The sequence below is a fragment of the Bradyrhizobium sp. CCGUVB4N genome (assembly GCF_024199945.1).
Classification (GTDB): domain Bacteria; phylum Pseudomonadota; class Alphaproteobacteria; order Rhizobiales; family Xanthobacteraceae; genus Bradyrhizobium.
In genome coordinates this window covers 7,390,668-7,416,376 of record NZ_JANADP010000001.1, presented here as the reverse complement: position 1 = coordinate 7,416,376, position 25,709 = coordinate 7,390,668, and the positions used below count along the sequence as shown (strand labels likewise).

The 25,709-nt window shown below is 64.7% G+C and carries 25 protein-coding genes; 20 read left to right on the top strand and 5 right to left on the bottom strand.

Annotated features, from left to right (window positions below):
- Positions 1-4 precede the first annotated feature (4 nt).
- The 7 genes from NLM31_RS34410 (at position 5) to NLM31_RS34380 (ending at position 8,861) form a co-directional block, all read left to right on the top strand.
- Positions 5-583: an alkylhydroperoxidase domain protein gene (locus tag NLM31_RS34410; protein WP_254133711.1), complete on the top strand. Its 579-nt coding sequence runs from the start codon at positions 5-7 to the stop codon at positions 581-583.
- Between the two features lie 62 nt (positions 584-645).
- Positions 646-1,803 (top strand): ABC transporter substrate-binding protein, encoded by a 1,158-nt coding sequence (locus NLM31_RS34405; protein ID WP_254195143.1) that lies wholly within the window; start codon positions 646-648, stop codon positions 1,801-1,803.
- 53 nt (positions 1,804-1,856) lie between these two features.
- Positions 1,857-3,680, top strand: coding sequence for an ABC transporter permease (locus NLM31_RS34400; RefSeq protein WP_254195142.1), 1,824 nt, complete (start codon positions 1,857-1,859; stop codon positions 3,678-3,680).
- Positions 3,680-4,528: an ABC transporter ATP-binding protein gene (locus tag NLM31_RS34395; RefSeq protein ID WP_254195141.1), complete on the top strand. Its 849-nt coding sequence runs from the start codon at positions 3,680-3,682 to the stop codon at positions 4,526-4,528. Before NLM31_RS34400 ends, NLM31_RS34395 begins: the two co-directional genes overlap by 1 nt.
- The gene (locus NLM31_RS34390; RefSeq protein WP_254195140.1) at positions 4,525-5,265 is read left to right on the top strand and encodes an ABC transporter ATP-binding protein; all 741 of its coding nucleotides are present in this window, start codon (positions 4,525-4,527) and stop codon (positions 5,263-5,265) included. Before NLM31_RS34395 ends, NLM31_RS34390 begins: the two co-directional genes overlap by 4 nt.
- Positions 5,266-5,497: 232 nt before the next feature.
- A complete protein-coding gene (locus NLM31_RS34385; RefSeq protein ID WP_254195139.1) occupies positions 5,498-6,565 on the top strand; it encodes a HoxN/HupN/NixA family nickel/cobalt transporter in 1,068 nt (355 codons plus the stop codon).
- Positions 6,546-8,861, top strand: coding sequence for a TonB-dependent receptor (locus tag NLM31_RS34380; protein ID WP_254195138.1), 2,316 nt, complete (start codon positions 6,546-6,548; stop codon positions 8,859-8,861). The genes NLM31_RS34385 and NLM31_RS34380 overlap by 20 nt, the downstream gene beginning before the upstream one ends.
- 132 nt (positions 8,862-8,993) lie before the next feature.
- On the opposite strand, the gene NLM31_RS34375 is transcribed toward NLM31_RS34380, so the two are convergent.
- Positions 8,994-10,505, bottom strand: coding sequence for an ATP-binding protein (locus tag NLM31_RS34375; RefSeq protein WP_254195137.1), 1,512 nt, complete (start codon positions 10,503-10,505; stop codon positions 8,994-8,996).
- 356 nt (positions 10,506-10,861) lie between these two features.
- Here NLM31_RS34375 and NLM31_RS34370 point away from each other — a divergent pair, with 356 nt between their 5' ends.
- Positions 10,862-11,926, top strand: a complete 1,065-nt coding sequence (locus tag NLM31_RS34370) for a ketopantoate reductase family protein (protein ID WP_254133702.1) — start codon at positions 10,862-10,864, stop codon at positions 11,924-11,926.
- A gap of 829 nt (positions 11,927-12,755) precedes the next feature.
- Here NLM31_RS34370 and NLM31_RS34365 read toward each other — a convergent pair.
- From NLM31_RS34365 to NLM31_RS34350, 4 genes are all read right to left on the bottom strand, one after another.
- Positions 12,756-13,391: a MarR family winged helix-turn-helix transcriptional regulator gene (locus NLM31_RS34365; protein WP_254133701.1), complete on the bottom strand. Its 636-nt coding sequence runs from the start codon at positions 13,389-13,391 to the stop codon at positions 12,756-12,758.
- An 855-nt stretch (positions 13,392-14,246) separates the two neighbouring features.
- Positions 14,247-15,572, bottom strand: a complete 1,326-nt coding sequence (gene fliI / locus NLM31_RS34360; protein ID WP_254195136.1) for a flagellar protein export ATPase FliI — start codon at positions 15,570-15,572, stop codon at positions 14,247-14,249.
- A gap of 36 nt (positions 15,573-15,608) precedes the next feature.
- Positions 15,609-16,337 (bottom strand): flagellar basal-body rod protein FlgF, encoded by a 729-nt coding sequence (flgF, locus tag NLM31_RS34355; protein WP_254195135.1) that lies wholly within the window; start codon positions 16,335-16,337, stop codon positions 15,609-15,611.
- 3 nt (positions 16,338-16,340) lie between these two features.
- On the bottom strand, positions 16,341-17,132 hold the full coding sequence (locus tag NLM31_RS34350; RefSeq protein ID WP_254133698.1) for a DUF1217 domain-containing protein: 792 nt from the start codon (positions 17,130-17,132) through the stop codon (positions 16,341-16,343).
- Between the two features lie 142 nt (positions 17,133-17,274).
- Between NLM31_RS34350 and motA the strand changes: the two genes are divergently transcribed.
- From motA to flgI, 12 genes are all read left to right on the top strand, one after another.
- The gene (gene motA / locus NLM31_RS34345; RefSeq protein WP_254133697.1) at positions 17,275-18,171 is read left to right on the top strand and encodes a flagellar motor stator protein MotA; all 897 of its coding nucleotides are present in this window, start codon (positions 17,275-17,277) and stop codon (positions 18,169-18,171) included.
- Positions 18,168-19,109, top strand: a complete 942-nt coding sequence (locus tag NLM31_RS34340) for a flagellar motor switch protein FliM (RefSeq protein WP_254133696.1) — start codon at positions 18,168-18,170, stop codon at positions 19,107-19,109. The genes motA and NLM31_RS34340 overlap by 4 nt, the downstream gene beginning before the upstream one ends.
- A complete protein-coding gene (locus tag NLM31_RS34335; RefSeq protein ID WP_254195134.1) occupies positions 19,090-19,404 on the top strand; it encodes a hypothetical protein in 315 nt (104 codons plus the stop codon). The genes NLM31_RS34340 and NLM31_RS34335 overlap by 20 nt, the downstream gene beginning before the upstream one ends.
- A gap of 75 nt (positions 19,405-19,479) precedes the next feature.
- Complete coding sequence (gene fliN, locus NLM31_RS34330) at positions 19,480-19,854, top strand: flagellar motor switch protein FliN (RefSeq protein ID WP_254133694.1); 375 nt, start codon at positions 19,480-19,482, stop codon at positions 19,852-19,854.
- Between the two features lie 2 nt (positions 19,855-19,856).
- Positions 19,857-20,897, top strand: coding sequence for a flagellar motor switch protein FliG (locus NLM31_RS34325; RefSeq protein ID WP_254133693.1), 1,041 nt, complete (start codon positions 19,857-19,859; stop codon positions 20,895-20,897).
- 13 nt (positions 20,898-20,910) lie between these two features.
- A complete protein-coding gene (gene flhB, locus NLM31_RS34320) occupies positions 20,911-21,996 on the top strand; it encodes a flagellar biosynthesis protein FlhB (RefSeq protein ID WP_254195133.1) in 1,086 nt (361 codons plus the stop codon).
- A 64-nt stretch (positions 21,997-22,060) separates the two neighbouring features.
- Entirely contained in the window at positions 22,061-22,462 is a 402-nt protein-coding gene (gene flgB / locus NLM31_RS34315; RefSeq protein ID WP_254195132.1) for a flagellar basal body rod protein FlgB, read from the top strand.
- Between the two features lie 11 nt (positions 22,463-22,473).
- Positions 22,474-22,890, top strand: coding sequence for a flagellar basal body rod protein FlgC (flgC, locus tag NLM31_RS34310; RefSeq protein WP_254133690.1), 417 nt, complete (start codon positions 22,474-22,476; stop codon positions 22,888-22,890).
- Between the two features lie 2 nt (positions 22,891-22,892).
- Positions 22,893-23,225 carry a flagellar hook-basal body complex protein FliE gene (locus NLM31_RS34305; RefSeq protein ID WP_254133689.1) on the top strand — a complete coding sequence of 111 codons (333 nt, stop codon included), beginning with the start codon at positions 22,893-22,895 and terminating at the stop codon, positions 23,223-23,225.
- 17 nt (positions 23,226-23,242) lie between these two features.
- Positions 23,243-24,034 (top strand): flagellar basal-body rod protein FlgG, encoded by a 792-nt coding sequence (gene flgG / locus NLM31_RS34300; protein WP_254133688.1) that lies wholly within the window; start codon positions 23,243-23,245, stop codon positions 24,032-24,034.
- Between the two features lie 13 nt (positions 24,035-24,047).
- The gene (gene flgA / locus NLM31_RS34295) at positions 24,048-24,524 is read left to right on the top strand and encodes a flagellar basal body P-ring formation chaperone FlgA (protein ID WP_254195131.1); all 477 of its coding nucleotides are present in this window, start codon (positions 24,048-24,050) and stop codon (positions 24,522-24,524) included.
- The gene (flgI, locus tag NLM31_RS34290) at positions 24,521-25,651 is read left to right on the top strand and encodes a flagellar basal body P-ring protein FlgI (RefSeq protein ID WP_254133686.1); all 1,131 of its coding nucleotides are present in this window, start codon (positions 24,521-24,523) and stop codon (positions 25,649-25,651) included. The genes flgA and flgI overlap by 4 nt, the downstream gene beginning before the upstream one ends.
- Positions 25,652-25,709: the final 58 nt, after the last annotated feature.

Sequence of the window (25,709 nt, the reverse complement as noted above, 5' to 3'; positions counted from 1 at the left end):
CATCATGAGCGCCACCGTCAATCCGCCCGTCGTCTTCACCCAGGATGAGCTCGGCTGGGTCTCCTGGATCGAGCCGCTGCCCGAGGCCGAGCTGACCGAGCGGCATTTCAATGGCCTCGTCGATCGCGCCCGCGCCAAGTCGGAATATTTCCGTCTGCTGGTGCGCGATCCCGAGGTGCTGGAAGCCCGCACCAAGACCGACAAGGACATCTTCTACAACGTCGCCGACGGCCTGCCGCGCGCCGAGCGCGAGCTCGCGGCGGCGGCGACCTCGCGCTACAACGGCTGCATCTATTGCGCCTCGGTGCATGCGCGCTTCGCCAGCACCTATTCCAAGCGCCGCGAGGACGTGCAGAAGCTGCTCGACGAAGGCGTCAACGCCGATCTCGGCGAACGCTGGAACGCCGTGGTCAAGGCCTCGGTGGCGCTGGCTGCGACGCCGATCGCGTTCGGCCCCGACAATATCAAGGAGCTGCGCAGTGCGGGCCTCGACGATGCCGAGATCGTCGACGTCATCAACGGCGCCTCGTTCTTCAACTGGGCAAACCGGCTGATGCTGTCGCTCGGTGAACCCTCGAAATAGCCAATCTCACCGGCACAAGAATTGCTACTTTGTTTGTAACACCTGACTGGATGGAGCCGTGCATGAGCAACATCAATCGCCGAACCCTGGTGAAGGGCTCGCTCGCCGCCGCAATTGCGGGAACGTCACTCTCGCGGGCAGCCTTTGCCGACGGCGCCGAGCCGATCCTGCTCGGCGTCAGCGGTCCGCTCACGGGGCCGAACGCGCAATATGGCACGCAATGGAAGCAGGGTTTTGACCTCGCGCTCGATGAGATCCTGGCCGGCGGTGGCATCAATGGTCGCAAGCTCGCCTATCAATTCGAGGACAGCCAGAGCGATCCGCGCCAGTCGGTGGCGATCGCCCAGAAGTTCGTCTCCGATCCCAAGATCGTGCTGGAGCTCGGCGATTTCTCCAGCCCCGCCTCGATGGCGGCCTCGCCGATCTACCAGCGCGGCGGCCTCGTGCAGTTCGGCTTCACCAATTCGCACCCCGACTTCACCAAGGGCGGCGACTTCATGTGGAGCACCTCGGTGAGCCAGGCCGACGAACAGCCGCTGCTGGCAGCTTATGCCGTGAAGAAGCTCGGCTTGAAGAAGCTTGCCGTGCTGCACCTCAACACCGATTGGGGACGCACCAGCCGCGACTACTTCAACAACGCCGCCAAGGAATACGGAGCGGAGATCGCCATCACCGAAGGCTATATCGCCGAGGAGCGCGACTTCCGATCCACGCTGGTCCGTGTGCGCGACGCCAATCCGGACGGGCTGGTCCTGATCTCCTACTATTCCGACGGCGCGCTGATCGCGCGCCAGGCGCGGCAGGTCGGACTGAAGCAGGTGATCTGCGCCGCGAGCTCGGTCTACTCGCCGAAATTCCTCGAGCTCGGCGGCGACGCCGTCGAGGACGTTCACGTCGGCACGCGCTACTTCCCGGAGGATCCGCGTCCCGAGGTGCAGAAATTCATCGCCGGCTTCAAGAAGAAGTACAACGGGCTCGAGCCCGACGCCTTCAACGCCTACGCCTATGACGCGATGAACATGGCGGCCGCCGTGGTGAAGATCGGTGGCCCCGATCGCAAGGCGATCCGCGATGCCTTCGCCAAGGTCAAGGACGTCCCGAGCGTCATCTTCGGCACGGCGACGTTCGACGTCGCGACCCGCCGGGTCAAGGGCGCGATGAATGCCGAGCTCGTCGTGCGCAAGGGCCAGTTCTCGCTTTGGGACGGCAAGCCGACCTGACATGATGGCCGGAGCGGGGGCTCCGGCCGCTTTTCTCTGATTGGGACTATCGCGTGTCTTCCTGGCTCGACTACACCATCAACGGGCTGATCGTCGGCAATGTCTACGCCCTCGTTGCGGTCGGGCTCGCGCTGATCTTCGGCGTCAGCCGGCTGATCAACTTCGCACAGGGGTCGATCTACCTCGTCGGCGCCTATATCGGCTGGGTCGCGGTGGTGCAGCTGCACACGCCGTTGCCGCTCACCATCATCTTCGTTGCGGTGGTGGCGGCGCTGGTCGGGCTAATCATCGAGCGGTTCGGCCTGCGGCCGCTGCAGAACTCGGTGCGCATTGCACCGCTGCTCGCGACCATCGGCATCAGCTTCGTGCTCGACCAGCTGGTGATGCTGACCTTCTCGCCCAATCCGCGCGCGCTGCCGAGCCAGTTGCCGGACGTGCGTTTCCAGGTCGGCGGCGGCACGATCGGGCCGCTGGATCTGCTCATCGCCGGTGTCGGCATTTCCAGCGCGCTCTTGCTGTTCGTGTTCCTGCGCTACAGCAAGCTCGGCTGGGCGGTGCGCGCGGCCTCGCAGGACCGCGACGCCGCGATGCAGATGGGCGTCGACGTCAACCGCGTCAATCAGGCGGTGTTCGGCATTGCGGCTGCGCTTGGCGGCGTCTCCGGCCTGCTGGTCGGCATGTACTACAACCAGATCGACACCGCGATGAGCCTGCAGGCGACGCTCAAGGGCGTTGTCGCCGAAGTGGTCGGCGGTGCCGGCAACGTGCCCGGCGCCGTGGTCGGCAGCCTGTTGCTGGGCCTCGTCGAGAGCTACGGCGTCGCCGTGTTCGGCACCAGCTATCGCAACCTGTTCGCCTTCCTGCTGCTGGTCGTGGTGCTGGTGCTGCGACCGAACGGCCTGTTCGCCAGCGCCCGGCAGGCGCCGCCGGAGCCGCTCACCGGCACCTTCATCGCGCCGAGCCGGCCGGTGCGCATTCCGCGCTGGGCCTTGGCTCTCGCGGTCGCTGCGTGCGCGATCCTGCCGCTGCTTCCGGTGTCCTTCTACGTGCTCCAGACCCTGATCAATGCCTGGCTGCTCGGCATGCTCGCGCTCAGCCTGACGCTCGTCGCGGGCACGATCGGCCAGGTCTCGCTCGGGCACGCCGCGCTGCTCGCGATCGGCGCCTACACGTCCGCGCTGCTGTCGCTGGCTTTGAACGTGCCTGTCGCTCTCGCCATCATCGCCGGCGGCCTGATGAGCGCCGCGCTCGGCACGATCCTGATCTCGCCGTCGTTCCGGCTGCGCGGCCACTACGTCTCGATCGCGACACTGGCCATCGGCGAGATCGTGTCGCTGGTGATCCTGAACTGGGAAAGCGTCACCCGCGGTCCGATCGGCATCGCCGGCATCCCGCCGCTGTCGCTGTTCGGCTACGACCTGATCAGCCCCACGTCGATCTACTGGTTCAGCTTTGCCGTGATGGTCGTGCTGGCGCTGCTCCAGGCGCGCCTGCTCTCGTCGCATCTCGGCCGCAGCTTCCGCGCCATCCGCGACGACGACATCGCCGCGCGTGCCTATGGCCTCAGCCTGAACCGCTACAAGTCGCTCGCCTTCATCTTCGGCGGGTTCGCAGCCGGCGTCAGCGGCGGCATTGCCGCGCATCTCTACTCCTATATCAACCACGAGACCTTCAACACGCAGCAATCCATTCTCGCGCTGACCGTCGTGATCCTCGGCGGCCTCGGCAATGTCGTCGGCGCCATCGTTGGTGCGGTCGCGCTGGTCGGCCTGCCGGAAGTGTTCCGGATCGCGGCGGAGTACCGCATCCTAATCTACGGTATCGTTCTCCTGTTGCTCGTGCGATTCAGGCCGCAGGGCCTGCTGGGGACGATCTGATGGCGGAGGCAAATGCACCGCTGTTGTCCCTGCGCGGGCTGACCCGCCGCTTCGGCGGCCTGACGGCCGTCGACGGTATGGATCTCGATCTCGCCAAGGGTGGGCTGGTCAGCATCATCGGCCCGAACGGTGCCGGCAAGACCACGCTGTTCAATCTCGTCACCGGGCTCGACCGGCCGGATGCGGGCGAGGTTCGTTTCGAGGGACAGGACATCACGGGCCTTTCGCCGGAACGGCTGGCTGGCCGCGGCATCGCGCGGACGTTCCAGCTCGGCCGCGTCTTCGGCAATCTCAGCGTCATGGACAACGTGCTGATCGGCGCGCACACGCGGCTTCGCGCGGTGAAGCCGGCAGTGCCCGTGATCGGTCCGCTGCTTGAATTGGGGCTCGCGCTGTTGCGCCCCTCAAGCGTCAAGGCCGAGGAAGAGAAGCTGCGCGAGGAGGTGAAGGCCATTCTCGCCCGCTTCGGCGAGCGGCTGCTGCCGCGGATCGATCAGCCCGCCTACAGCCTCTCCTACGCCAACCGCCGCCGCGTCGAGATCGCCCGCGCGCTCGCGTTGAAGCCGCGCCTGCTGCTGCTCGACGAGCCGACCGCCGGCATGAATCCGAGCGAGACCGCGGAGATGCAGGCGCTCGTCGCCGAACTGAAGGCGGAGGGGCTGACCATCCTCCTGATCGAGCACAAGCTGGAGATGGTGATGCGGCTCTCGGATCGCGTCATCGTCATGGACGAGGGCCAAAAGATCGCGGAAGGGCCGGGCGAAGAGGTGCGCAACGATCCCAAGGTGATCGAGGCCTATCTCGGCCACGGCCTGTCCGGGGCGGCGGAGCAGGAGAGCGCGGCATGACCACGGGCGCACCCGAACCGCTGCTGGCGCTGACCAACGTCAACACGTTCTACGGCCAGGCGCAGGTGCATTTCGACCTGTCCATCACGGTCGGCCGAGGTCATATCGTCTGCCTGCTCGGCGGCAATGCCAGCGGCAAATCGACGACGATGAAGATCATCCTCGGCCTGGTAAAGCCGCGCTCGGGCGAGGTCACGTTCGACGGCGCTTCGCTGATCGGGCTCACCACGCCGCAGATCGTCCGCCGCGGCATCGCCTCGGTGCCGGAGGCGCGGCGGCTGTTCGCTGACATGAGCGTCCGCGAAAACATCCTGATGGGCGCCTTCGTGCGCAACGATCGCGATGCGGTGGCGCAGGATCTCGACAAGGTGCTGACGCTGTTTCCAAAGCTTGGCCAGCGGCTGTCGCAGCGGGCAGGCTCCTTGTCAGGCGGCGAGCAGCAGATGGTCGCGATGGCGCGCGCGCTGATGAGCCGCCCCAGGATGATCGTGATGGACGAGCCGACCATGGGTCTGTCTCCGCTCTATGTCGACCGCGTGCTGGAGCTGATCCGCACCATCAACCAGGAGGGCGTCTCGGTCTTCATGGTCGAGCAGAACGCCAGCCTCGCGCTCGAGATCGCGCACGAGGCCTATGTGCTGCAGACCGGCAAGATCGTGCTGTCAGGCTCTGCGCGCACGCTGAAAGACGATCCCCGCGTGCGGGATGCCTATCTCGGTGGGTCCGAGGCGGCGTAGCGGGATCTCGGCCTTATGGTTCGAGACGCCCGCTTGCGCGGGCTCCTCACCATGAGGGGCTGACATTTCGCCGCGGGCCAGGGCCTCATCCTGAGGAGCCCGCGCAGCGGGCGTCTCGAAGGATGGCCGCGAGCACTGCCGCAAAACTGTGCCTCCCTTCCGGGATTGCACTGGTCAGTATGATCATTCTATGGAATCATCATATCGTTGACGCAACGAGGCGCGCGGCAGAATGAGTTTCGTGACGAGGTCTGTGCGGGCGGTCGAGCCCGGAATGGTGCTGCTGTTCGGCGGGCTGATCGCCGCCAACATCGCTGCATGGGCCTGGGCCTTCGCGGCGTTCGGCGACCGGCCGGCGGTGATGGCGACAGCGTTGCTCGCCTGGGTGTTCGGCTTGCGCCACGCCGTCGACGCCGACCACATCGCCGCCATCGACAATGTCGTGCGCAAGCTGATGCAGGCGGGTGATACGCCGCGCAGCGTCGGCCTCTATTTCGCGCTCGGCCACTCTACCGTGGTCGTGGTTGCGACTATGCTGCTCGCGCTCGGCGTGGTCAGCCTCGGCGGCGACAGCCTGCTCCGGGAGATCGGCGGCTTCATCGGCACCTCCGTGTCGGCGTTGTTCCTGCTGCTGATCGCCGCCATCAATCTCGTCATCTTCGCCGGCCTCTGGCGGACGTTCCGCGCCGCGCGCGAGCAGGGCGTTCACGACGCCGCCGGCTTGGAGGCGCTGCTCGCCAACCGCGGATTTCTCGCGCGGCTGCTCGGCCCGATGTTTCGCCTGGTGACGAAACCGTGGCACATGTTTCCGCTCGGCCTCCTGTTCGGTCTCGGCTTCGACACCGCGACCGAGATCGGGCTGCTCAGCATCTCCGCCACCGAGGCCGCGCGCGGTGCCTCGCTCGCCGATATCCTGGTCTTCCCCGCGCTGTTCGCGTCAGGCATGGCGCTGGTCGATACCGCGGATTCCGCGCTGATGGTGAGCGCCTATCGCTGGGCCTTCGTCGATCCCATGCGCAAGCTCTGGTACAATCTCACGATCACCGGCGCCTCTGTCGCGGTCGCGCTGTTCATCGGCGGCATCGAGGCGCTTGGCCTGATCAGTGACCGGCTTGGCCTGTCCGGTGGCGTATGGGCGCTTGTCGATACTCTGAACGAGTCGCTCGCCAATGTTGGCTTCGCAGTGATCGCATTGTTTGCGATCGCATGGCTTGTCTCGGTCGTGCTCTACCGCCGCATGTTTGCGGATGGCCCGCGCACGCAAGTGCTCCGAGGGGCCGATGCGACCGAGGCGGCCTGAGCCAGGCTGCCGCTGCGTCGCTCTCGCTGCGCTTCCGGCTTTCGTTCTGATCGCTGATCCCGGCAAGGCCTTCGCGCAGAGCAGCACCACTCCGCGTGAGCTGCCGCCCGTTGAGGTCAGCGGCGGCGCGGCGCAGCATCACAAGAAGCCGTCCGCAGCGCGGCGCGCCGTCAGGCCCGTGGCAACGACGCGCTCTGTGGTCGCCCAGCCGGCGCCGGCTCCGGCAGGAGGGAACGCTGGCGTCGCCTCCGGCGCCAAAAGTGCGCCGAGCATGGCGAGCGAGATGACCTTCTCGGGAGAGGCGATCAACGCACGCATCTTCACACGGCCGGGCGAAGCCCTCGAGGCCGTGCCGGGGCTGATCGTCACGCAGCATTCCGGCGAGGGCAAAGCCAACCAGTATTTTCTGCGCGGCTATAATCTCGATCATGGCACCGATCTTGCGATTTATGTCGACGACGTCCCCGTCAACATGCGCACCCACGCGCATGGCCAGGGTTATGCCGATCTGAATTGGCTGATCCCCGAGACCATCGGCGCGATGGACGTGCGCAAAGGGCCATATTTCGCCGACGAGGGCGATTTCGCCTCCGTCGGCAGCATCCATATCGGCCTGATCGACCGCACCGAACAGGGCCTTGCGCAGGTGACCGTCGGCAGCTTTGGCTATCGCCGCCTGCTCGGCATGGACTCGGCGAAGGTCGGCGACGGCTCGCTGCTCGTGGCCGGCGAGCTTGGCACCTATAACGGCCCGTGGATGAATCCGGACGATGTGAAGAAGCTCAACGGCCTCGTCCGCTACAGCCAGGGCACGTCGACCGACGGCGTCTCCGTCACCGGCATGGCCTATGCCAACAAATGGAATTCCACAGACCAGGTGCCGCAGCGCGCGATCACCAGCGGTTTCCTCGACCGCTTCGGCGCGGAGGACCCAAGCGACGGCGGCAACACCAACCGCTTTGCGCTGTCAGGCCGCGTCGCGCAGAGCGACGATACAGGCTCCTGGAAGGCCAATGCCTATGTCGTGAAGAGCCAGCTCGACCTCTTCAACAATTTCACCTACTTCCTGACCGATCCCGTGTTCGGTGACCAGTTTCACCAGCACGACGACCGCCTGATGGCCGGCGCGAATATTTCGCGCACGCTGAACGGCTCGTTCGCTGGGCTGCCGATGCAAACCACCTTCGGCTTGCAATCGCGCTACGATTCGATCGATCTCGCGCTCTCCAACACGTTCCAGCGAAGCTTCCTGTCGAGCGTGCGCAGCGACAAGGTCGGCGAGGGCAGCGTCGGCATCTACGCCGAGAACACCGTGCGCTGGACCGACTGGCTCCGGACGACGGTCGGCTGGCGCGGCGATTACTACAGCGCTGACGTCACCTCGCTGTTCAACTCCAGCAATTCCGGTCATGTCGATGCCTCGCTCGGCAGCCCGAAATTCAGGATGGTGTTGGGTCCTTTCAATCAGACCGAATTCTTCCTCGGCGCCGGCTACGGCATGCACTCCAACGACGCGCGCGGCGCGACCACGACGGAAGATCCGAGCGATCCCACCACAAGACTCTCGCCATCGCCGCTTTTGGTGCGCACCCGCGGCGCCGAGGTTGGCGTCCGCACCAGGATCATTCCCGGCCTCGATTCCTCGTTCAGCGTCTTCATCCTCGACCAGGATTCCGAGATCCTGTTCTCGGGCGACGCCGGCGACACCGAGGCGACCCGCGCCAGCCGCCGCTACGGTTTTGAGTGGACCAACCACTATCGCCCGCGCTCCTGGATCGACATCGATGCCGATCTCGCCATGACGCATGCGCGCTTCCGCGGCTATGATTTCGATCAGGCGGACGTCTACGCCTCGCTCGCCGGCGATCCCGAGGCGCAGATTGGCAACGCGCCCGGAAATTACATTCCGAATGCGCCGCCGATGGTGGCCTCCGCCGGCATCACGCTCGGCGAGAAGACCGGCTGGTTCGGGGGTGTGCGCTGGCGCTATCTGGCGGCGAGTCCATTGACGGAGGACAATGCTTTCCGCTCGTCAGCGACCGGCATCTTCAACGGTCGCGTGGGTTATCGCGCCGACAACGGCTGGCGCATCCAGCTCGACGTGCTCAATCTCTTCAACACGCAGGCAAACCAGATCACCTACGCCTATGGTTCGCTGCTCAAGACCGACACGCTCTATAATCTCTGTACCGGCGGCGTCGCGCCGGCCGCGGTCTGCCAGAACGGCGTGATGGACTACGTGCTGCACCCGGTCGAGCCGCTGACATTTCGCGTGACGGTGGCCGGGGCGTTCTAGCGCAGCGGGTCCGAAAACCTCTCCCGCTTGCGGGTGAGGGTTCTCTCCCCTGGGGATTGTCCCGTTGCGGAGACACCCTCTCCGCTCCCTCCCGCAAGCGGGAGAGGGAGCGCACCTTCTTCGCGGTAGCAATCAAGCCGACGCAGCGCTCGGCATCTGCTCGGCCGGCTGATCGTCGCCATTCGGATCACCCGGCGCCGTCGCCCACGCGAGCTCGACCAGCGTCACGAACCTGCGTCCGCCGCCGTCGAGTTGGACGACGATCAGGCCCTGCTCCTCCATATAGCCGAGCAGGCGCTGGGCCCGGCGCAGCGAATGTGAGCCGTAAGCGCGTGCGATCGCGGCGTCGCCGGGGCAGGGCCAGCCTTCCTTGGCGGCGCGCGCGATCATCATGAACACGCCCTGCATGTCGTCAGGCAGGATCGAGGCGCGCAACGTCACCTCCTGCCAGGCGTCGTCATCGGCGATCTCAGTGCCCAGGCCTGCGCGTGCATGCGTCAGCATGCGGCGGAATTCGGTCAGGTCAGGCACCGACGCGCCGAGGCCTTCGATGCGGCAGCGGACCACGAATTCCTGATAGAGCACGCCGATGGCGCGGAAGCCGGCATCGGGCGCGGCCAGCACGGCGCGCAGCGTCCGATCCACGCGCTCGCGCCGTTCCGCGAGCTCTTCGGCGCTGACCGGTTCCTCGACCACGTCGGGGCTGACCTCGGGCGCCGCGGCCTTGGCGGCACGGAGCTGCTCGAGCAGGTCAGGTGCAGGCCGGCGCTGCGGCCGGCTGGCATCCGGCGGCGGTGCGGCCAGGATCACGGCGCGGGCATCCTCCAGCGTCGCTTCGGGCAGCGGCATCAGCCGCGGCGTCGAATTGCGTGGGGAGGTGTCGGTCGGGCCGATGTTCAGCCGCAACGGACGCCGCGACAGCGCAGGTCCGAGCGCCATGAACTGCCCGCGCTCGAGATCGCGAAAGGCTTCCGCCTGCCGCCGCTCCATGCCGAGCAGATCGGCCGCGCGCGCCATGTCGATGTCGAGGAAGGTGCGGCCCATCAGGAAGTTCGAGGCTTCGGCCGCGACGTTCTTGGCGAGCTTTGCCAAACGTTGCGTCGCGATGATGCCGGCGAGCCCGCGCTTGCGGCCGCGGCACATCAGATTGGTCATGGCGCTGAGCGAGAGTTTTCGCGCCTCGTCCGACACCTCGCCGGCGACCGCCGGTGCAAACAGCTGCGCCTCGTCGACCACCACCAGCATCGGGTACCAATGGTCGCGCTCCACGTCGAACAAGCCGCCGAGGAACGCGGCCGCGCGCCGCATCTGGTTCTCGGCGTCCAGCCCTTCGAGATTGAGCACGGTCGAGACCCGATGCAGCCGGGCGCGTTCACCGGCAACCTGAAGGCCGCGCTCGGTGTGATCCTCGGCCTCGATCACCAGGTGGCCGAAGCGCTCGGCCAACGTGACGAAATCGCCTTCGGGATCGATGATCGTCTGCTGCACCCATGGCGCGCTCTGCTCGAGCAGGCGCCGCAACAGATGCGACTTGCCGGAGCCGGAATTGCCCTGCACCAGGAGGCGGGTCGCCAAGAGTTCCTCGAGGTCCATGGCCGCCGCGGCGCCCGCCGTGGTCAACCCCATCTCGATCGCAACCGTCATCCCGACTCAGGCCCTTCCATTCGCGGACAGGGGCTTATCAATCGGATCGGGATGCGTCGAGCGAAACACGGCGAATCGCGCCGTGTTGCCCACGGTGGATTTTCAACTGGGATTCGAAAGCCGTAGAACTGCGGGCCGTTCCGCGGGCGAGGTCCGCGATGACGCCGGAATTCGGTAAAATCGCAATCGCGTCGACAACCAAGTTGGTGGTTCCGTCCACGAGGCGGAATATCCGGCGCATCCTTGTATGCATTATCCCAGTTGCCATTCCCGGCCAGTTTGCCTTAGATGCTGCAACGCACCCGCGGGCAACGGCCGGGGCTCAAAAAATCACACAAGATATCGAGGGGACGAACATGGCGCGTAACGTTCTGATTCTGGGTGCTTCCTACGGCTCCCTGCTGGGTACCAAGCTCTTGATGGCCGGGCACAACGTGACCCTGGTCTGCCGTGCCAAGACTGCGGAACTGATCAACCGCGACGGTACCGAGGTGCGCATCAAGCTGCGCGACGAGGCGGTGCACCGCGCGATCTTCTCGCGCGACCTGCCCGGCAAGCTCGACGCGGTGACGCCGCAGAATGTCGACGTCTCCCGCTACGACCTTGTCGGCCTGGCGATGCAGGAGCCGCAATACACCAACCACACGGTCCGCATGCTGATGGTCAAGATCGCCGCGGCGAAGCTTCCGTGCCTGTCGATCATGAACATGCCGCCGCTGCCTTATCTCAAGCGCATTCCGGCGCTCGCCGACATGGATCTCGAGGAGGCCTACACCAATGCGCAGGTATGGGAACGCTTCGAGCCGGGGTTGGTGACGCTGTGTTCGCCCGATCCGCAGGCCTTCCGTCCGCCGGAGGAAGCGGCCAACGTGCTGCATGTCGGCCTGCCCACGAACTTCAAGGCCTCGGCCTTTGCCGACGACAAGCACAACAAGGTGCTGCGCGAACTCGAGGCCGACATCGATGCAGTGACGCTCGACGGCCATGACGTGCCGGTGAAGCTGAAAGTGTTCGAGTCGCTGTTCGTGCCGCTGGCCAAGTGGTCGATGCTGCTCACCGGCAACTACCGCTGCATCACGCCAAACGAGCCGCAGTCGATCCGCGACGCCGTGCATGGCGACCTCGCGCGCTCGCAGACGATCTACGACCATGTCGACGCCATCGCCCGCCGCCTCGGTGCCGATCCGCAGGACCAGGTGCCGTTTGCGAAATACGCCAAGGCGGCCGAAAGCCTGCTCAAGCCGTCGTCGGCGGCGCGGGCGGTGGCCGGCGGCGCGCCCTTCATCGAGCGCGTCGATCTTCTGGTGAAGCTGATCTCGCATCAGATCGGCGCGCCCAATGCCGAGATCGACCGTACGGTCGACACCGTCGACCAGAAGCTGAACGAGAAGATCGTGCAGGGCGGATCGGGCGCGCAGTAACGGCGCGCTTAGGTCACCGGCGCCCGACGGGCAAAACACCTGCGAGGGCTGTCAATCGGCGCCGGCGAAAATATTCCACTTTACCGAAATTCGGAAATGGCGTATGTGTCGCCCATCCCGGCTCATCCTGGAGGGGCGATCGTACGTCGTCACTGATTGCGAGCCGGGCTTGCGGTGGACGCGGCAGCGTCGGCGCGAGAGGTGCGGGCAGCGCGGGTAGTCCCTGTGAGCCCGAAACCGCGCGTGGATGAGCGGCGCTGTCAGGTTCGTCTCGCCAACATTTTTCCTGCAACGTCGACAGCGCAGGAAAACCCTGTGGCGACAGGCGAACGCGCGTACGGCAAAACCGTGTGGTCCTGGCCGTCGTCGCTACGGTCAAGCCTGTCGCGGAGGTGTGGAGCGTCCAACCGGATCAACCACATCGCCAATTCGCGGGGCGAGGGAGGCCAGAAGGAATTCGGCTCCCGGGAGAGCACGGCATAAGCCGTCAACCCATCGCGCAGGGAAGGCCGAGTGATTGGCACCACCTGTATGCTGCTGTGCGGTTTTCTCTGCGCTACATTTTCGCGCAGCGGACCGCGGGTGCGAGGTCAGCACCCGGCCTTCCCTGCGCCCTCTTGGACAAGAGGGTGGCGAGACCAGGCAAAGCTCGGGCGAATTAAGCCGCGAGGGTGCGAAGGTGTGTCTGCAGTTGAAGGGGCAGTAGGATGGGTAGAGCACTTGCGAAACCCATCATGGCTCCGCGAGGACGAACAGCGATGGGTTTCGCTTCGCTCTACCCATCCTACGAACTGAACCGTGTGTTGGACAAACGCCGCGCGCGGCTGCGTCAACTCTGGCTTGCCACGCGCGCGCGATCGAGATGCTCCTCGATCTTGGGGCGATCACGGGTGCGCTCGAAGCTGGTGCAGAGCAGCTCCGTCTCCTCGAGCGAGACGGGCGCGCGATACAGCCGGCACATGAATTCGGCGGTGGCGCGTCCCTTGCCCGTGCTGGGGCTACGCTCGGCCAGGAACATGCAATCGCGGCAGACGCTGGCATCGAGCCGCTGATGGGCTGCGTCGAGATGATTGAGAACCTCGCGGAGCGAGTCGCGCAGATGGACACGATCGTCGGTCTCGAGGGCCCTGACGGCATTGACGACGTGATTGATCGGGTCGTGCTGGCTCAGGCACTTCTCACCCTGCGCGGTGACGTGTAGCACGACAGAACGCTTGTCTTCCTGCGACGGCTTTCGCACCAGGAAGGATTTGCTCTCCAGCGTCTTGACGATCTGCGATGCGGTCGCCCGGGTCGCGCCGATGAAGCCGGCGAGCGCGGACGGTGTGCGCGAGAAGCGGTTGGCGCGGCCGAGAAAGCGCAGCGCCATCCATTCCCGATCGCGCAACCCGTGTTGATTGCCTTCGAAATACCAGGCCCTGGCCGCCTGAACCAGCAGCTCGACGGCTTCGCGTGCCAACGGCATAAATTCCTACCTCGCCCCGGGAATCGCGTGTGCGGCGCCCCGAAGCCGCTTTCCACCATGGCGCACAAATGTCTCGCGAGAGTCATGATGCCCATCAATGTCCGATACGTGCGTCGTAGCCGGCTTCAGCGCGAAGCCCTGGACTGCACGGCACATGACTTGGACTGATGAGCGTCGCAGGACACCGCGCGAGAAACGCTGCTGCCGATGGCATGCCAACCGCAGAGTCGTCGAACGCAAGCCCGAGCTGCCGTCACCGCTGGACGATGGATCGGAGTTGTACAACCGAAGCCCCTGAGTTCAAGTCACACGCAGACGTTTCTTATGGCCCACCGAAACGATGAATGAGCTTCTCAACAAAATCAAGTAGAGACACTCGTGGAGAGCGGATGTCGTTGCAGACGAATGTAACGTTCAAGACAATCTCGCTCTTCAGAACACATGATGGTGAACGCATGTGCAGTCTAGCCGGCTAGATGCACGTAGTTCTACGCGCGTTTGATTGCACGGATATTGCTGTCCGTCGTTGAAGCAAGATGATCGAAGCTTGTGCACCGTAGGCGCCGCGCAACATGAAAATCATCCACAACTTCCGCGATCTGCTTCTGGTCTAGCCAGGACGGCATCAGGGGAACTTGCGGGGATTGCACGTGGCGGTTGTTGTGATGTTACACCCTAAGCATCATCCGCGTGTCGTTTTCCACGACCATGCTGACCGTCTCATCCAAATGGTTGAGATTCGCGCGGCGAATATTGCTGGCGAACAAACGCCTATGCAGTTTGTGCCACGACATGCGCGCACCGAGGGCAGGGTACGCGGTCGCGGGTGGCGCGGCGGGCCGGCAGCTTGCGCCGCTAGTCGCCCTTGAGCATGTCCCTGAGCTCGCGGAACGGATCGGCGCTCGGCGGAGCAGAGGCGTCTTGTCGCATGGCGTTGTAGATTCGCGGGACCATGTCGACGGCCTGGTCGAGCCCCGAATCGCGTCCCGACTGGTATCCGCCCATCAGGCGAAGGTCGCGGGTATCCTCGTATTTGGCGATCAGGGTGCGCAATTTGCTCACCAATTCGCGCTCCTCCGGGTCCCAGACGTTGTGGGCGAGGCGGGAGACCGAGGCCAGCACGTCCACGGCGGGATAGCGCGCTTGGTCGGCAATGTGCCTGGAGAGCACGATGTGCCCGTCCAGTGTGCTGCGGATGGTGTCGGCGATCGGCTCGTTGTGGTCGTCGCCGTCGACCAGCACGGAGAAGATGCCGGTGATGGTCCCGGAGCCCTCCTCGCCGGGCCCGGCGCGCTCCAGCAGGCGCGGCAGATCGGTGAACACCGTCGGGGCATAGCCGCGTGCCACCGCGGGCTCGCCGGCTGCAAGCGCGACCTCGCGGGCGGCGTGGGCGAAGCGGGTGATCGAATCGACCACGAGCAGCACCGATTCGCCGCGGTCGCGGAAATATTCGGCGACCGCCATTGCCGTTTTCGGCGCCAGTCGCCGCATCATCGGGCTTTCATCACCCGTTGATACGATGGTGATGGAGCGGTGCCGGTCGGTCCCGAGCACGTCCTCGATGAATTCGCGCACTTCGCGGCCGCGCTCGCCGACCAGCGCCAGCACGACGGTGTCAAAGCCCTGGCTGCGGGCGAGCATTGCGAGCAACGTCGATTTGCCGACGCCGGAGCCGGCAAAGATGCCGACGCGCTGGCCGGCGCAGATCGGCGCAAATAGATCGATGACGCGGACGCCGGTGCGCAGCGGCTTGTGTACGCGCGCTCGCTTCATCGCCGGCGGCGCTTCCGTCTCCGCCGAGACCGCGCGCGATCCCGGGGTGAGCGGGCCCATTCCGTCCAGCGGGGCGCCGAGTGCGTTGATGACGCGGCCTTTCCAGCTCGGATCCGGCGCGAACGACAATGCCGGCATGCGATAGGCGACTGAGCCGAGCCCGCCGGCGAATTGCCGGTCGAACGGTTTTGCGATGATGCCTTCGCTGTCGATCCGCACCACCTCGCCGATCTGGGGCTTGCCGCCGGAATTGACGCCGATCAGTTCGCCGAGCTTGACGGCGCGCGACAGGCCGGAGACGCGGAAATGCGTCGGCGCGATCTCGGAGATCGCGCCGCTGATGCTTGCCAGCGGCGTACTCTGCTGGAGTTCGAGCAGCGCCCACTCAAGTTGACGAAGAGCGTTCAAGGAAACCGTCCACCCAAATTACGCGCGACGCGCAGCCTACTTACTCGTATCGCCCAGCGTCCGGATTGCGTTGCTGAGCGTGCTCTCGGTGCCCTCGATCAGCGAATTGGTGCTGTCGAAAGCGCGCGAAGCCGACATCAGCTTTGTCAATTCCATCATCGGGTTAGCGCTGGAGCCCTCGACATAGCCCTGCTTGAAGCCGTCCCGGCTGAAATCGGCGATGGCGGTCGCAGGACGGTCAGGCGTGACGCCGGAATTGCCGTAGCGGTCGAGATCGGCATCGGCCGGAATGCTGAACAGGCCGATGGTACCGATCTCGTTGTTATCCTGGGTGACCGCGCCGCTGCGCGAGATCGAGACCGGTCCGCCGTTCGGGTCGAGCGAGATCTGCGCACCGCCGGAATCGATGACGGGGAAGCCCGACACCGTCTGAAGGTCGCCGTTGGCGGCGATCTGGAGCCGGCCGTCGCGGGTATAGACCGTGCCGTTGGGGCCGGCGAAAGCGATCCAGCCCTGTCCGACCACCGCGACGTCGAGCGGGTTGCCGGTCTCGGTGATGTTGCCGGCCTCGCGCGAGATGATGTTCTCGCCGGGCGAGGAGAACGCGACCGGGTTCGCGGCGGCCTTGGACAGCACGGTCTCGAATTTCACCACATCGGTGCGAAAGCCGGACGTGTTGACGTTGGCGACGTTGTTGGCGATCGTCTGGAGGCGCTTTTCGAGCGCGACCTGCGCCGACAATCCCACATAAAGAGCCGATTGCATGGCTTACCTGTTGAACCTGATGTTCTGAAGCGTCGTGAGCATGTCGGTATCCAGGCCGGCCGACGTCGTCGACGCGCCGGTGATCAGGACCAGCGCGGGGTTGGTCGAGGTGTCGCTCTGGGCCTGGGTCGCGTCCCACATTGCGGCGAAGCGCTGCACGAATTTCGTGACCTTGGTCGGGTCCTGGAAATCGGTCAGATCGATCTTGTCCGTGATCATCTTGGCCTGCATGTCGATGTCGGACGAAGAAATTGTCGACGACCAGCCCTCTGCGGTCTGCACCACCTGGGTCAGGGCCTTGTCGGCGAGGATCTGGTAGGGGCTGGTGATCGAGGAGGCCTTGCGCGTGAAATAGAGCGCGAGCCGCAGACCCTCATTCTGGTCGCCGGCGTCTTCCTCCAACGTCTGGGTCGCGTACTGGCTGGTCACGTTGGTCGTGGCCGCGGTAGCCTGGGTCGCATTGGCGCCGAGCGCCGCGAAATTGAAGGCGGTGGCGAAGTCCCGGTAGCGGCTGTCGCTCAGCTTGTTGGCGAAGGTGTCCGAGGTCGCGACGCCCTCGGTCAGCACTTTCCGCATGAAGGCCTTGGCGTAGATCATGTCGTCGAGGCCAAAGGCCTTCATCGCGTACGAGTAGAGCTTATAGTTATTGAGGAAATCGTCGATGCTCTTCACGTTGCCGATATTGGCCAGGTAGTAGGCGGTATCGCGGCTGACGTCGGGTTGCTGCTCGACCTGAGTCAGCGACTTGCTCATGTCCGTGGTCAGCCTGGTGTAGTCCGCGATCGTGGATAGCATGGCACGCGCCCCTTTGGCCGCTATTGCGACATCGTCTCAAGCTGCCGTGCATTGCTTGCGCGGGGCTGGCCATGCCGAAACCAGCTTCGCGCAAGCGTGGCCGACTAGATATTCCCGATGGGATCGGCGATGGAGTGGCGGGTTGCTCAGTTTCGTGGGGATTTTCATCACGGTGGCGGCACTGCTCGGCGGATTTGCCGCTATGGGCGGGCATCTGGCCGTGCTCATGCAGCCGTGGGAATTCGTGATCATCATGGGGACCGCGGTCGGCACCTTCATCGTGGCCAATCCGTGGAAGACGGTCACGGACACCGGGGTTGCCTGCATGCAGGCCATCACCGGCGCCGTGCCGGGTGAGCGCTATTATCTCGATCTGCTCGGGGCGCTTCATGCGCTGATGCGCGAGCTGCGCGGCAAGGGCCGCAACGAGGTCGAGGCGCATATCGACGATCCCTCGTCCTCGGAGATCTTCAAGGCGTTTCCGAGCGTGCTCGGGGATCCGGCGCTGCTCCAGTTCATCTGCGACTATGTCCGCCTCATCATCATGGGCAACGCGCGCACGCACGAGATCGAAGCGCTGATGGATGAGGAAATCCACACCATCGTAAAGAGCAAGCTGACGCCCTACCACGCGCTGGTGACGGTGTCGGAGGCGCTGCCCGCACTCGGTATCGTCGCCGCCGTGCTCGGCGTCATCAAGGCAATGGGCGCGCTCGATCAGTCGCCGAAGCTGCTCGGCGGCTTCATCGGCGCGGCGCTGGTCGGCACATTCGCCGGCATCTTCCTGTCCTACGGCATCATTTCGCCGTTCGCGCTGAAGATCAAAATGACGCGCGAAAAGAAGTGCCGGCCCTACATCATCGTCAAGCAGACGCTGCTGGCGTTCATGAACGGCGCCATGCCGCAGATCGCCGTCGAGCACGGCCGCAAGATGATTGCGAGCGGTGAGCGGCCGTCGATCGATGTCGTCGAGAACGAGACGATCGCAGGTCCCAAGGCCGTCGTGACCGAGGCTGAACCCAAGGCGGCGCGCGCATGACGATGGAAGACGTCGAGATCGATCAGCGGAAGCAGCTGCCGAACTATTTGCTGGACGCGGCCGGCATCTCGATCGAGCGCATGCCGATGCTCAATGTGATCTTCGATCGCATGGCAGCATCGTGCACGGACAGCCTGCAGCCGATGGCAGGAACGCCCTGCTACTTCTCGGTCAACGGCATCACCAACGATCGCGTCGGCGATATCATCAAGGACTATGAGGGCAACGCGGTAGCCGCCGTGCTCTATGCCGAGCAGTGGGACTCCCGCGTCATCATCGTGCTGGACCGCGATTTCGTCTTCACCATGGTCGAGGCGATGTTCGGTTCCGACGGCGCCGAGCCGCCGCTGGACGTCGAACGCACCTTCTCGAACATCGAGATCCGCCTGGTCCAGGCGCTGTTCGAGCGGTTCGCCAAGGCGCTGCAAACCGCCTTCGCCGGCACCTCCAACGTCACCTTCCGCGTCGAGCGGGTCGAGACCGCGATGGCCTCGCTGGCGATCGGGCGTGGCGGCAACATGTCGATCTGCGCGAACATCATGCTGCAGGCGCTCTATCGCGGCGGTCAGATGTTCCTGATCATTCCACACTCGGCGCTCAACCCGCTCAGGCAGAAGCTCGCTCACGTCGTCGTAAGCGAAGGCGGCGCGGCCGATCCACGCTGGCGCGAGCAGATGGAGAGCGAGGTTCATCGCACCGAGGTGACGCTGAGCGCAGTGCTCGACGAGAAGATGATATCTCTCGAGGACGTCGTGAAATTCAAGGTCGGACAGGTGCTCGAGCTCGAGGCCACGCCGCGCACGCTGGCGCGGCTCGAGAGCAACAACCAGGTGCTGTTCTGGTGCCAGATCGGCCAGCTTGATGGCTACTACGCCATGCAGGTGGCAGATCCCGTCGATCAGAAGCGGGAGTTCGTCGATGATATCCTATCTCGTTGATGCCGTTCTGCTGATTGCGCTCGCCTTCACCAGCATGCGGGTGACCCGGATGCACCGCGAGCTGGCGCGGCTGCGCAACTACCAGGGCGAGTTCTCGACCATCGTGCACGAGACCGCAGGCGCCTTCGATACGGTGATCACCGCGGCGCATGATTCCACGGCAAATCTCGGCCGGCTCGCCAACGTGCTGAGCACGAAGATCGACCAGGCTCACGAGGCGATTGCGGCGCTCGATGCGCGGACCGGGCTCCAGCCCGCTGCGACCGCAGGCGGCACCGAGGTCAACAAGCATTAGGGCCGGGACCGGCTGAACGGATAGATCGGAACGTCGCGGCGCTCCGGGAGCGGAAATACCAAGAGGCGATACCAAATGGCGCAATCCTTCGACTACGAGTCAGCAACCGCATCCGATGATGCCGAGACGACCCCGCTGGAGCGGCTGGCGGAGATCGCCGCGCGCACCGCGGAGGAGACCGGCAAGTTCGCCAATGTCGATGCCATCCTGCGCATTCCCGTCACCATGCAGGTGGTGCTGGGATCGGCGACCATCCCGGTGGCGAACCTGATGAAGCTCGGCCGCGGCGCCGTCGTGCCGCTGGATCACCGCGTTGGCGAGCCCGTCGACGTCGTGGTCAACGGCCGCGTCGTCGCCCGCGGCGAGGTGGTCGTCGTCGAAGAGGACAATTCACGCTTCGGTGTGTCGCTGACCGAGATCGTCGGCCCGCTGGGGCAGAGTGATTCCTGAACATGGCGGCACAGGTCGGCATCGCTCCCATCAAGCAGCGAGGCGTTGCCACGCTGGGCGGAACGGAAAAGGTCGCGGCGCTCCTGCTGGCCATGGGCCGGCAGGCGGCTGCGAGCGTGCTCGCGCAGTTCGAGCCGCAGGACATCCGCATCGTCACCAAGGCCGCGGCTGAGCTGCGGCCGATCACGGCGCAGGAACTCGAGTCGATCGTCGAGGAGTTCGCCCAGCAATTCTCGATGGGCGCGAACATTCTCGGCACCCTCGGCGGCCTCGAGGCCGTGCTCGGCGACGTGCTTCCCGCCGACCAGGTCACGGCGATCATGTCGGACCTGCTCGGCAATTCGAGCCGGTCGGTATGGGACCGCGTCTCGTCGGTGTCGGAAAACTCGCTGGCGACCTACCTCTCCAAGGAACATCCGCAGACCGCGGCGCTGATCCTGTCCAAGGTCAAGCCGTCCTGCGCCGCCAAGGTGATGAGCCAGTTGCCGTCGAGCCTGCGCAACGAACTGATGCGGCGCGTGCTCAGCCTCAAGCCGATCGTCGACGACGCGCTGAAGGTCCTCGAGAAGACGCTGCACGAAGATCTGACGCTCAATTTCGCCCGCAATCTCGGTGCCGACACCTACGCCCGCGTCGCCGACATCATCAACAAGATGGAGCGCGGCCACATCGAGGACATGCTGAAGAGCCTGTCGGAGAAGCGGCCGAAGTCGGCCGAAGTGCTGAAGGAGCTTCTGTTCACCTTCGACGACGTCATCAACCTGGCGCCGAAGGCGCGCACCATGATCTTCGACCAGGTGCCGACCGACCGTATCGTCGTCGCGCTGAAGGGCACCGACAAACACTTCCGCGAGTTGATCCTGTCTGCTGTCGCCTCGCGTGTCCGCCGCGTCGTCGAGCACGAGCTGGCCATCGGCGAGCCGTCGAACCAGCGCGATGTGCTGGAGGCGCGCCGCGTCATCACCGACCTCGCCCTCGACCTCGCCGAGAAGGGTGAGATCGAGCTCAATCCCGACCAGGAGGATGAGCTGGTCTTCCGCTGACCGCTGAGCAGGCATGGCAGAGTCATCCGATCAGGAGAGCAAAACAGAAGAGCCGACCGAGAAGAAAGTCCGCGATGCGCTCGAACAGGGCAATATTCCGGTCTCTCGGGAGGCATCCATGTTTGCGACCATGGCCGCGCTGATGGTGATTCAGGCGTTCCTGATCGGCCAGGGCGTGCAGCGGCTGACGCCGACCTTGAAGAGCTTCATCGACGAACCCGACGGCTTCCCGCTCAGCACTGCGGCCGACGCATTGAATCTTCTGACGGTGGTGGGCCTCGAGGCGCTGCGATTCCTGGTGCCGCTGGTCGTGATCATCGCGGTGTTCGGGCTCGCCGCCTCGCTGCTGCAGAATGCGCCGCGGCTGGTGCTGCAGCGCATCCTGCCCGACGTCTCCCGGATCTCCCCGGCCACCGGCTGGAGCCGCATTTTCGGAACACAGGGTCTCGTCGAGTTCGCCAAGTCGATGTTCAAGCTCGCCTCGGTGACCGCGGTCGTCTGCTTCGTGCTGCGATCGTCGGAGGCGAGGGCGTTCGAGGCGATGTACACCGATCCCGTCGCGTTGCCGGAGATGATCCTCACCATCGCGATGCGGATCGTGTCGGCGATCTGCATCGCGACGATCGTTCTGGTTGCGATCGATCTCGCCTGGGCGCGCTTTCGCTGGCGGCGCGAGCTGCGCATGACCAAGCAGGAAATCAAGGACGAGCACAAGCAGTCCGAGGGAGATCCGCTGATCAAGGCGCGCCTGCGCTCGCTCGCGCGCGACCGCTCGCGCCAGCGTATGATCGCCGCCGTGCCGCGTGCGACGCTGGTGATTGCGAACCCGACACACTTTGCGATCGCATTGCGCTACAATCGCGACGAGAACCCGGCGCCGCTGGTCGTGGCCAAGGGCATGGACGTGATTGCGCTGAAGATCCGCGAGACCGCCGAGCAGAACAGGATCCCGGTGATCGAGAACAAGGCTCTCGCGCGCGCGCTCTACGAGGCGGTGCAGGTCGACCAGGTCATCCCTGCGGAATTCTTCCGCCCGGTTGCCGAGATCATCTACTTCCTGCAGTCGAAGCAGACGCCGCGACCCGAGAAGGTTCAGTAGATTTACGAGGATGGTGCTTCGCCCAACAGCTTGACGAAAGCTTAACGCCCTAGGGTTCTTTCCAATGAATCATAATGGGGCCGTCGTGGGACCACTTTATCTTTTCGAACTCGCATCGTCGCAGGCGCGTTACCTCGAACTCCGCCAGTCGACCATCGCCACCAACGTCGCCAACGCCAATACGCCGGGCTTCAAGGCGCGCGACGTCGAGCCATTCAACAAGGTGCTCGACGCGATGCCGGTCAGGCTTGCGACGACGTCGCCCTCACATATGCAGCTTTCCCCGGCCGAAACCGATACGCGGGCAACCGCGAAGAAAGATAGCTGGGACGTCGTCCACTCCGGCAACTCGGTCAGCCTCGAGCAGGAGATGATCAAGGGCAACGACGTCAATCGCGACTATTCGATGAACTCGGCGATCGTGCGGTCCTTCAACCGCATGGTTCTGGCCAGCGCGAAGACCTGAGGTGAATTGATATGCTGGACGCCCTATCGGCTTCATTGACGGTCGCAAGCTCCGGGCTCGAAGCGCAGTCGACGCGCATGCGGGTTGTCTCGGAAAATCTCGCGAATGCCAGCTCGACGGGGCGCACCGCCGGTGCCGACCCGTATCAGCGCAAGACGATTACATTCGACGCCGCGATGGATCGTGCTTCGGGCACGCAGCTGGCGAAGGTCAAGGAGATCGGGGTCGACACCACGCCCTATCGCGTCGAGTACGATCCGGGACATCCCGCGGCCGACAAGGCCGGTTACGTCAAGATGCCCAACGTCAACATGATGATCGAGATGGCGGATATGCGGGAAGTCAACCGGTCCTACGAAGCCAATCTCCAGGTCGTGAAGCAGGTGAGATCGATGCTCGGCATGAGCATCGACCTTCTGAGGAGCTGACAATGCTAGAAGCGATTTCATCCACTGCGATCGGCGCAGGGCAGGCGGTTGCATCCCGGATCACCGAAACGCAGACCATTGCGCCCGGTGCGACGTCACCGGTTCAGGCGGGCGACGACGTCGGGTTCGATTCCGTCATGAAGCAGGTGACGACGGACGCGATCGGCACGCTGAAGGCCGGCGAGAGTGCGTCGATCTCGGCGATGCAGGGCAAGGAATCGACGCGGAAAGTCGTCGAGGCGCTGATGTCGGCCGAACAGGCTCTGCAGACCGCGGTCGCGGTCCGCGACAAGGTCGTGCAGGCCTACCAAGAAGTCGTTCGTATGTCGATTTGATCTGAAGGAATGACGCTGTGAAATCGCTCGCCATCGCGGCTACGGGCATGAATGCCCAGCAGACCAATATCGAAGTCATCGCGAACAACATCGCCAACATCAACACCACGTCGTTCAAGCGCGCACGTGCGGAGTTCACCGATCTGTTCTACCAGATGGATCGCATGCAGGGTGTCGCGAACGTCAACGGCGCTTCGCCGATCCCGGAAGGTGCCAATCTCGGCCTCGGCGTCAAGTCGGCCGCAATCCGCAAGCTGCACATCCAGGGCGCGCTGACGCAGACCGGCAACCCTTATGACCTCGCGATCAACGGACGCGGCTGGTTTCAGGTGCTCGGCCCGAACAACGAGGTGCAGTACACCCGCGCGGGTTCGTTCAACACCAACGCCACCGGCCAGTTGGTGACGATGGACGGCTACCTGCTGGATCCCAACATCACGGTGCCGCAGGGAACGGTGCAGGTCACCGTCAACCAGACCGGCCAAGTGTTCGCCAAGCTCGATACGGAAGTCAATCCGCGGCAGATCGGCCAGCTCAACCTCGCAAACTTTGCCAACGAGGCAGGCCTCGAGCCGCTGGGCAGCAATCTCTATCGCGAGACCACCGCATCGGGAGCGCCGGTCGTTGGTCTCCCCGGCGATGCCGGCTACGGCAAGATCAACCAGCAATATCTCGAGGCCTCGAACGTCGATCCGGTCAAGGAAATCACCGAGTTGATCTCGGCGCAGCGCGCCTATGAGATGAACGCCAAGGTCATCCAGGCGTCGGATGAGATGGCGCAGACGGTATCGAAGAATCTCAGTCGCTAGTTCCGGTGTGTCCATGTTGAACAGGGTGGGCCTGATCGCGCGCGGGTTGGCCGCCGCGCTGCTGGTTCTCGTCTCCGCGCGGCTCGCCGCCGCAGACGAGAAGCGGCTTCCGGTGCCGGCCGTAGCGATCCGCGCCGGCGAGCTGATCAGGGAAGACATGATCACCGACCGTAGCTTTGCGCCGAACGTGCTCGGCGTCGCCATGTTCATCGAAGGGCGTCAGGTGCTCGTCGGCCGCATGGCGCGGCGGGCGCTGCTGCCGGGCCAACCGATCCCCACCAATTCGGTGGAGGATCCCTGGACCATCGCCCGTGGCGCCATGGTCAAGGTCGTGGTCGAAGACTCCGGTCTGTCGATCGTGACCTACGGCGCGGCGATGCAATCAGGTGCGCCGGGATCTCTGATCACCGTGCGGAACACCGACACGGGCGTGATGATCCGGGCCATCGTCCAGCCGGACGGCACCGTCAAGGTCGCGGACGGGTCATGACCAGATTCCTGATCGCGCTTCTCCTCATCGTTTCCGCCGCCAGCGCCCAGGCCGCCGTCCGCATCAAGGACATCGCGGACATCAAGGGTCTGCGCGAAAACCAGATCGTGGGCTATGGCCTCGTTATCGGCCTCAACGGCACCGGCGACACCCTGCGCAACGCGCCGTTTACGGAACAATCGCTGCAGTCGATGCTCGAAAATATGGGCATCAATGTCCGGAACGAGACCACCAGCACGAACAACTCGTCGCGGCCGACGACGCTGCGCACGCGCAACGTTGCCGCCGTGATGGTGACCGCCGACCTGCTGCCGTCGATCGGCGCCGGCGAACGGATGGACGTGACGGTGTCCTCGCTCGGCGATGCGACGTCGCTGCTCGGCGGCACGCTGGTGATGACGTCGCTGCGCGCGGCCGACGGAGCGGTCTACGCAGTGGCGCAAGGCGCGGTCACGGTCGCCGGCTACAGCGTCGGGGGCCAGGCCCAGAATGTCAGCCAGGGCACGCCGACGGCGGGCCGCATTCCGAACGGCGCGCTGGTCGAGCGCGAGGTCCAGGGAAGCCTCCACGAGATGGAGTACCTGGTGCTGGAGCTGAAGAACCCCGACTTCGTCACCGCGACGCGGATCCTGGACGCCGTCAATCGCTATGCCGGCGGCCGCTATCGCGCCCAGATCGCCTTCGAGCGCGACTACCGGACGATCGTGCTGTCCAAGCCGCGCTATGTCGGCCCGGTGCGCTTCCTCGCCGAGATCGGGGAGCTCACTGTCGAACCGGACACGCCGGCGCGGGTCGTGATCAACGAACGCACCGGCACGGTGGTGATCGGACGCGACGTGCGGATCTCCACCGTCGCCGTCACCCACGGCAATTTGACGGTCCGTGTCACCGAGCTGCCCGTGGTGTCGCAGCCGGCGCCGTTCTCGCAAGGCCAGACGGTCGTGGTGCCGCAGACCGTGGTCGAGGCCAACGAGGCCGGATCGCAGGTGGCGATCCTGAGCGGTGTCGACCTGCAGCGCCTCGTGCGCGGGCTGAACCAGATCGGACTGAAGCCGTCCGGCATCATCGCGATCCTCCAGGCGATCAAGACGGCCGGCGCGCTGCAGGCTGAAGTCATCGTGCAATGATGCATAAGCGTCGTGCAAGCTTGGTCGCTCAATGCTCAGGTCTCGACCGAGAATCGCA